The organism is Intrasporangium sp. (assembly GCF_051961875.1).
Classification (GTDB): Bacteria; Actinomycetota; Actinomycetes; order Actinomycetales; family Dermatophilaceae; genus Intrasporangium_A.
The window spans coordinates 1-6831 of record NZ_JBQCCV010000247.1; the positions used below are offsets into that span (position 1 = coordinate 1).

At 70.6% G+C, this 6831-nt stretch carries 5 protein-coding genes; 2 read left to right on the forward strand and 3 right to left on the reverse strand.

From position 1 onward, the window contains the following. Window positions 1-241: 241 nt before the first annotated feature. Window positions 242-526 carry a WXG100 family type VII secretion target gene (locus ACTHJJ_RS14645; RefSeq protein ID WP_440303676.1) on the reverse strand — a complete coding sequence of 95 codons (285 nt, stop codon included), beginning with the start codon at window positions 524-526 and terminating at the stop codon, window positions 242-244. Window positions 527-586: 60 nt separating this feature from the next. After that, on the reverse strand, window positions 587-862 hold the full coding sequence (locus ACTHJJ_RS14650) for a WXG100 family type VII secretion target (protein WP_440303677.1): 276 nt from the start codon (window positions 860-862) through the stop codon (window positions 587-589). Window positions 863-1092: 230 nt separating this feature from the next. Between ACTHJJ_RS14650 and ACTHJJ_RS14655 the strand changes: the two genes are divergently transcribed. Together ACTHJJ_RS14655 and ACTHJJ_RS14660 are read left to right on the forward strand one after the other, a co-directional pair. After that, window positions 1093-2148, forward strand: coding sequence for a GNAT family N-acetyltransferase (locus ACTHJJ_RS14655; protein ID WP_440303678.1), 1056 nt, complete (start codon window positions 1093-1095; stop codon window positions 2146-2148). A gap of 179 nt (window positions 2149-2327) precedes the next feature. After that, window positions 2328-3842, forward strand: coding sequence for a DUF222 domain-containing protein (locus tag ACTHJJ_RS14660; RefSeq protein ID WP_440303679.1), 1515 nt, complete (start codon window positions 2328-2330; stop codon window positions 3840-3842). Window positions 3843-3924: 82 nt separating this feature from the next. On the opposite strand, the gene ACTHJJ_RS14665 is transcribed toward ACTHJJ_RS14660, so the two are convergent. Continuing rightward, window positions 3925-6831: FtsK/SpoIIIE domain-containing protein (locus tag ACTHJJ_RS14665; RefSeq protein ID WP_440303680.1), on the reverse strand; the 2907-nt coding region annotated here is incomplete at its 5' end.

Below are 6831 nucleotides of genomic sequence, written 5' to 3' on the forward strand. Positions count from 1 at the left end.
GGCCGCGCGCGCCTCGAGGCGTTCATCCGGGGCGAGGAGTCCCGCTGACACCCAGGCCTTCCGCCTGACGGTATGCCGCAGGGCCCGCCACCCAATGGGAGGCGGGCCCAGTGCGTTGGCTCCAGAACGACGAAGAAGCCAATCGCCGGGTACGCGGGGAGGGTGCGGACTCGAGGACTGGCCTCTCGTCATCGCGGCGTGGGCCGCGGAGCGGTCGAGTACGGACCGCCGTCGCGGTGGGTCAGGCGCTGGCGCCGGCCGACGCCTGCCGCTGGGCCTCCGCGTTGGTCTTGCACTTCTTGCCCATTGCGTCGAGCTTGTCACCGGCGTGGGCGACGACCTGGCGCTGGGAGTTCCAGTCGGAGTGGAACCGGTCGGCGTCGTGGCCGCCCCAGTTGCTCTTGATGGTGTTGACGGCGCTCGTGACCGCCTCGACGATGCCGTCGATCTCGCCCTTGTAGGCGACGAGCCTGTCACCGGATGCCGAGACGGACTCGGCGTTCATACCCTTCTTGTAAACCGCCATGATGTAACCCCTTCGAAAAGCCTTGTGGCGTAGAGCTGCTGGTTGCTGGACGAATCGCGATCAGTACTGCGCCGAGGTCGTGCGCTGCTGCTGGACCTCGCGGTCGATCGTCAACTTCATGTCCTCGAGAAGCTTCTTGGCCTTCTGCAGCTCCGGGCGGTGGGTGCCCGTCCTCTCCTGCTCGAACTGGCGGGAGTCCTCTCCCTGCCAGTTCGCCTTGAGGGACTCGACCTCCTGGTCGACCTTGCTGATGAGCTGCTGGATCGACTCAGCCTGCTGGTGCAGGACGTTGCCCTGCGCCTGGACCTCGTCGTCGTTCATGCCGAGCCAAGCCATGACCTTCTCCTTGCCTAGTTCTCCCCCGACTGGATCGGGATGTACTCCGGACCAACCTCGTGACGGCCTGTCCCCTGTGTGCCTTGCGGCGACACCCTGAATCTAGGAGAGGGGCCCAGGGGTGTCGATGGGGAGCACTCCCCATGGCGCGCCGATCGGTGCCACCGTGCCATCCCCAGGTGGCGGAGCGCCGGGAAAACCATTGGCAACAGGGCGAGTTTGATGGTGCCATGAGCCGCATGCCACCCGAACTGTCCCCCGCGGTCGCCGAAGAGCAAGCTCGAGCTGCCCTTGACGCCCTGCCGGGACTGCGCTGGAACGCGTGGACCGCCGGGGCTCTTCCCGACGTCAGCCGGATGCTCACCGAGGTCGAGCGCGTCGACGAGCCCAGCGAACGGCATTCACTGGACGAGCTGCGGGAGGACTTCGGCTCCCCGACGATGCATCTCGAGCGTGATGCGCTGCTCGCCCGCGACGAGACCGGCGAGGTCGTCGCCATCGCGCGTGCCTTGTGCACCGACCACGACCGAGAGGTCCGCCGCGTCGTCCTCGCGGGCGAGGTGCGACCCGACTGGCGTGGTCGCGGGGTCGGGCGGGCTGTCATGACGTGGCAGCTCGCGCACGCTCGCCAGTGGTATGCCGCTCACCACCTCCCCGAGCACGGCCCGCTTCGGCTCAGCGTCTTCTCTGACGGCAAGAAGGCCGACGAGCACCGTCTGGCCGAGCGGGTTGGGCTCTCGCGATCCCGGTACTACGCAGAGCTGACTCGATCCTTCGGCGCCGGCGAGGCGATCGAGGTGCCGCCCCTGGAGGGCCTGGAGATCCGGCCGTGGCGGACCTCGACTCCGGAGGAGACGCTGGCCGTGCGCAACGCCTGCTTCCGCGACCACTGGGGCTCGGTGGATCGGCCGATGCAGTCGTGGATGGCGTCCTTGGAGGCGAAGGCGTTTCGGCCCGAATGGTCCTTCGTCGCGGTGGACCGGTCGAGCGGTGAGATCGCCGGCTTCCTGATGTCCTCCGCGTACGAGCAGGACTGGGAGCCGCAGGGGTACCGGTCCGGGTACGTCGAGCTGCTCGGCACGCTGCGGCCCTATCGCGGCCGGGGCATCGCCACGGCCCTGATCCTCTCCGCCATGCGGGCGTTCCTGGACGACGGAATGGAGGCGGCCGAGATCGGGGTCGACGCGGAGAACCCGACTGGGGCCTTCGGGCTCTATACGGGCCTGGGCTTCGCGGAGACCTCGGGGACGGTGCAGTTCATGCGCGAGGAGGGCCTGCCTGGCTGACCGGCCGCCGGTGGGGCGCCTGCTTGTGGGTCGCGAGCCCTTGAGGCGCGCGTCCACAGAGCCGGTTTGGCGTCACTCGTCAGGCGCCTGCTCGTGGGACGCGAGCCCTTCAGGCACTCGTCCACAGGGGCGGGTCGTCCAGGCAGAGCAGTGTCGGTGGTCGCACATATGTTTGAATCATGACCACCGCAGCCATGACACGAGAGGCCCCCTCGGGGGGCAGCCTCAAGCTGCGCTCGGTTGCGAGGGTCTCCGACGAGGCCATCGTGGACCTGCCCGGGCTCCCCCCCCGCCTCGCATCACTGGCGGCGGAGCTGCGCCTCATCGCCCGCAACTATCCGGTCTCCGGTCTTGCCTCTGCCGGGCTGGGTGACGCCATCGAGCAGGCCCAGGACATCCGAGAGATGGCGCACGCCCTGACTGCCGTGCTCGCCGGCGAGGCGGAGCGGCGCGGCATCCCGGACGAGCACGGCCTCTCACGCAACGACTGGGTCACGGCTCACTCCCCCAATCTCGAGGGTGGTCAGTCCGCCGCCGTGACCGCGGTCGGTGCCGCGATGACCGAGGAGCGGTGGCGCGAGCTGGCGCACAAGGTGCGTAGCGGCGCGGCCACCGTGCAGAAGGCGGCAGTCATCGTCCGGTTCTGGAACGACGTGCACCGGGTCGCCGACCCCCTCCAGCTTCAGGAGATCTGCGAGTCCCTCGTCGAGCACGTCGAGACCCTGGGCCTGAAGGAGCTGCGCCGCCTGGTCGCACACGCACGCATCGCGCTCAAGCCTCCACGGGACGTGGAGGACGAGGCCGCCCGCCTACGTGCGGGGCGTTCCTTCACCAAGGTGGGCTGCAGCGCCGGTCTGACCGAATACCGCCTGCGGCTCGACCCGGAGGGCGCGGCGATCATCGATGCTGCCATCGACCCGCTCGCCCGTCCTCGTCCTGACCTGGACTGGAACCACTACCGGCAGCCCGGCGAGCGCCTGGTCCCGCCGCACCCCGGCGACGACGAGGGAGGGGATGGACGGCCCGCGGGATCGTTTGATGGCACGGTGGGCTCCTGTCCTCATCTCGAGGAGCGTCACGCCGACGGCCCCTGCACCTGCACCTGCGACGCGCGATGTGCCTGCCGCACCGACTGCACCACTGCCGCCACGAGGCGCGATCCACGAACGGCACCGACCCGGCGGGCCGATGCGCTGCTCGAGCTGATCGGCCGGGCCGTCGCCGCGCCCGAGGGCGTCACCCGCACACCCCGCACCCAGCTCGTCATCACGATGACCCTGGAGGCTCTGCTCGCTGCTATCGCTGACACCGGCGGCTGCGGCACCACCGACAGTGACGAGGTCTTGCCGGCCAGCAGCATCCGTCGACTGGCCTGCGAAGCGACCATCCTCCCCGCCGTACTCTCAGGTCCCTCCCGTGTGCTCGACCTGGGCTATGCGGAGCGCTACTTCACCCCGGCGCAGCGTCGAGCTCTGGCCATCCGCGACAAGCACTGCACCTATCCGGGCTGCACCATTCCCCCTCAATGGTGCGAGGCGCACCACATCGAGCATTGGTGCCACGGCGGACCCACTGACCTGTCCAACGGCGCGCTGCTGTGCGGCCGGCACCATACCGTCGTCCACCAGTTGGAGCTGACCGCCACTGTGACGAGCTCCGGCGTCACCTGGCACGCGCCGACCCAACATCGCTAGCTCCCTCGCCCCACACCCCGCCCGACGGCGGGGTTGAAGGCCTGTCAGGAGCAGCCCGGTCGGTGAGAAACGACTCGGCTCATCACGGCAGCGCGACCTGGACGAGCTCGAACCGGCCCTTGTGGACGGCGAACCCGCGGCCCTCGGGTAGCTCAGCACGGTTGAGGGCAGGCAGGTTCGTCTTGAAGACCGCGAGGCCCTCGTTGCCGTCCGGGTGCAACGCGAGGCCCGACCGCGACGTCTTCAGAAGTGCCTGCAGCCCGAAGTTCGAGGAGAACCAGGGCGCCTCGCCCTCCGCGACGACGAGCTGGTCGTTGTCGACGCACGCCTTGACGAGGGCGGCGAGAGCCGTTTCGGTACCGGAGACGGCGAGGTCGTCGATCCGCTCGACGAAGATCGCGACCGGGCGGTCGATCCCTGCGTCGTCGAGGTCCTCCGCGAGGCGGTGGGCGAGCTTGGTCGTCGCCTCCACCCCGACGGCCGTCTCGGCCCAGATGTCGAGGTCGGGCAGCTCGGAGCTGCGTCGCGGGGTCATGAGATAGAGCGCCGCCCTGGAGCTGAACCGGTACAGGCCGACGGCGGTCGCGGCGACGGCAGTGGTCCGCCCGCTGCCGGAGGGGCCGGTGATGACGAAGGTGCCCTTCGGCTCGAAGCCGTATGGCTCGAGCGACGACGAGCCGACGCCGAGGACGGGGCGCCCGCCCACCTCGGGCGGCAGGTCGGCGACCGGGATGACGGCGGCGAGGCTCTCGATCGGCGGGGCCGGCGGGACACCGGCCTTGAGGGTCGCATCCGCGAAGGCCCGCATCGCTTGCGCCTGGACGGTGACGTCCGAGGAGCCGCCGAGGACGGCGACCTGGACCTCCGCGCCGTTCATGAGCCCGCGCCCGGGGGGCGACGCCATGGTGAGCACGTCCGCCGGGACCCCGAAGGCGCCGTAGTCGTCGGTGTTGGACATCCGCAGGATGATGCGGCCCTGGACTGCCGCGGCGAGGTTCGTCGGCAGGCCGGTGCGCTGGTCGGAGGCGATGATGAAATGGACACCGACCGGCCGGCCGTCCGCGGCGAGGCCGGCAAGCAGGTCCAGCCACTGGAAGCGGCCACCCACCTCGTACGCCTGGCGGAACGCGGTCATGCCGTCGATCAGCACGAGGATCCGTGGCTCGTCGAGTCTCCCGGCCAGGCGCCGGTAGTCGGTGATCGTCGACGCGCTCACGGCCGAGTACCGCGCGGCCCGCTCGTCGATCGTCGCTCGGAGCATCCGCAGCAGGCGGGTCACCCGCTCGTGGTCGCCTCCCGGGATGATCGAGCCGACATGCGGCAGGGTCTCGAGCATGGCCAGGCCCCGGTTGCCGAAGTCGATCCCGTAGACCTGGCACGGGCCGCCGCGGACCGTGTAACCGGCGGCCACGGCCATGGTGCGCAGGAAGACGGACTTGCCCGAGCCCGAGGTGCCGTAGACCGCGAGGTTGCCCTCCTTGTCGGGGCGGAACGCCACCTCCGGCTGCGCCTGGTTGTCGGGGTCGTCGGCCACGCCGAAGACCAGCAGGTCGTCCCGTCGCTCGGTGGGGAGGGTGGCGAGGTCGTAGACGGCTCGCATGTCGGGCAGCCACGGCTTGCGGGGCTTCGGCAGTTGCGCGGCTTGGGAGGCGCGCCCGATCGTGGCGACCAGGCGCTGGATGTCGGTGGGGCCGAGGTCGGCCTCCTCCCGCTCGGCCGACTCGTCCCGCGGCAGCTCCCACTCGACTCCCGGGCCGAAGGTCAGCGTCGCGACCTTCATGTCCGGCGGTGGCGGCACGTCGGAGGTCCACCCCCCGGCATAGCCGGTCTGGAAGGGCACGAGCCGGCCCGGTCCCGTCTTCGACACGGCGCGGCCGGGCAGGGCCGGGTCGAAATAGGCGGCCTCCTTGCTGCCGAGCACGTCCTCGGAGTCGTTCTCGTCGGCCATCCGCAGGGCGAGCCGGAGGTTGGTGTTGGCACGCAGGTTGTCCTTGATGACGCCCGCGGGCCGCTGGGTGGCGAGGACCAGGTGCAGGCCGAGGGACCGGCCGCGCTGCGCGACGTTGACGACGCCGTCGACGAACTCCGGCACCTCCTGGACGAGGGCCGCGAACTCGTCGACGACGATGATGAGCGTGGGCGGGGCCTCGACCTCGCCGCGGCGCTCGAGCTCGACGAGGTCCTTCGCCTTGAACCGGGCGAGCAGGTGCTCGCGGTAGCGCAGCTCGGCGGACAGCGACGCGAGCGCGCGCCGGACGAGGTGCGGTGACAGGTCGGTGACGAGCCCGACGGTGTGCGGCAGCTTGACGCAGTCGCGGAACGCCGAGCCGCCCTTGTAGTCGACGAGCAGGAACGTGACCCGCTGCGGCGAGTGGGCCGCCGCCATGCCGAGAATCCAAGCCTGGAGCAGCTCGGACTTGCCGGCACCAGTTGTGCCGCCGACGAGGGCGTGCGGGCCCTCGGTGCGCAGGTCGACCGAGTAGGTGCCGAGGCTCGACTGGCCGAGGACGCCTCGCAGGCTACCCGCCTTGCGCGGCGGGACGGCCGGGGCGCGGGGGCCGGTCAGGATGGAACGGGACTCGGTCCACCGCTCCAGGACGGCTTCCTCGGAGCTCGCGAGCTCGGTGCCCATGAGGGTCAGCAGCGACACCGCACGTGGGAGGTCGCTGAGGTCGTCTACTGGCACACCCGAGTCGACCACCGGGGCGAGCTGGCGGGCGGCGGCCAGGGCCTCCTCCTGGCTGACCCGGTCGACGGCGACGGGCTGGACCGACTCGCCCTCGTGGACGTAGCCGACGTGCGAGCTCGCGTCGTCGCCGACGACGAGGAAGGTCTGGCAGGCCGAGGGGAGGAGTTCCTGGGCCTCGGCGACCCAGAGGACCACGACACCGGCGCCGGCACCCCGCTCGGCGATGGACACCAGCCGGCTGCGGTCGATCGGGGCGTCGCTCTCCACGAGGACGAGCACGGTGGGCCGAGCACCCTTGGT

What these genes read in the sequence shown, in the direction of transcription:
- ACTHJJ_RS14645 (WP_440303676.1), bottom strand. Translation starts at nt 526, where the DNA reads ATGGCGGTTTACAAGAAGGGTATGAACGCCGAGTCCGTCTCGGCATCC.
- ACTHJJ_RS14650 (WP_440303677.1), bottom strand. Translation starts at nt 862, where the DNA reads ATGGCTTGGCTCGGCATGAACGACGACGAGGTCCAGGCGCAGGGCAAC.
- ACTHJJ_RS14655 (WP_440303678.1), top strand. Translation starts at nt 1,093, where the DNA reads ATGAGCCGCATGCCACCCGAACTGTCCCCCGCGGTCGCCGAAGAGCAA.
- ACTHJJ_RS14660 (WP_440303679.1), top strand. Translation starts at nt 2,328, where the DNA reads ATGACCACCGCAGCCATGACACGAGAGGCCCCCTCGGGGGGCAGCCTC.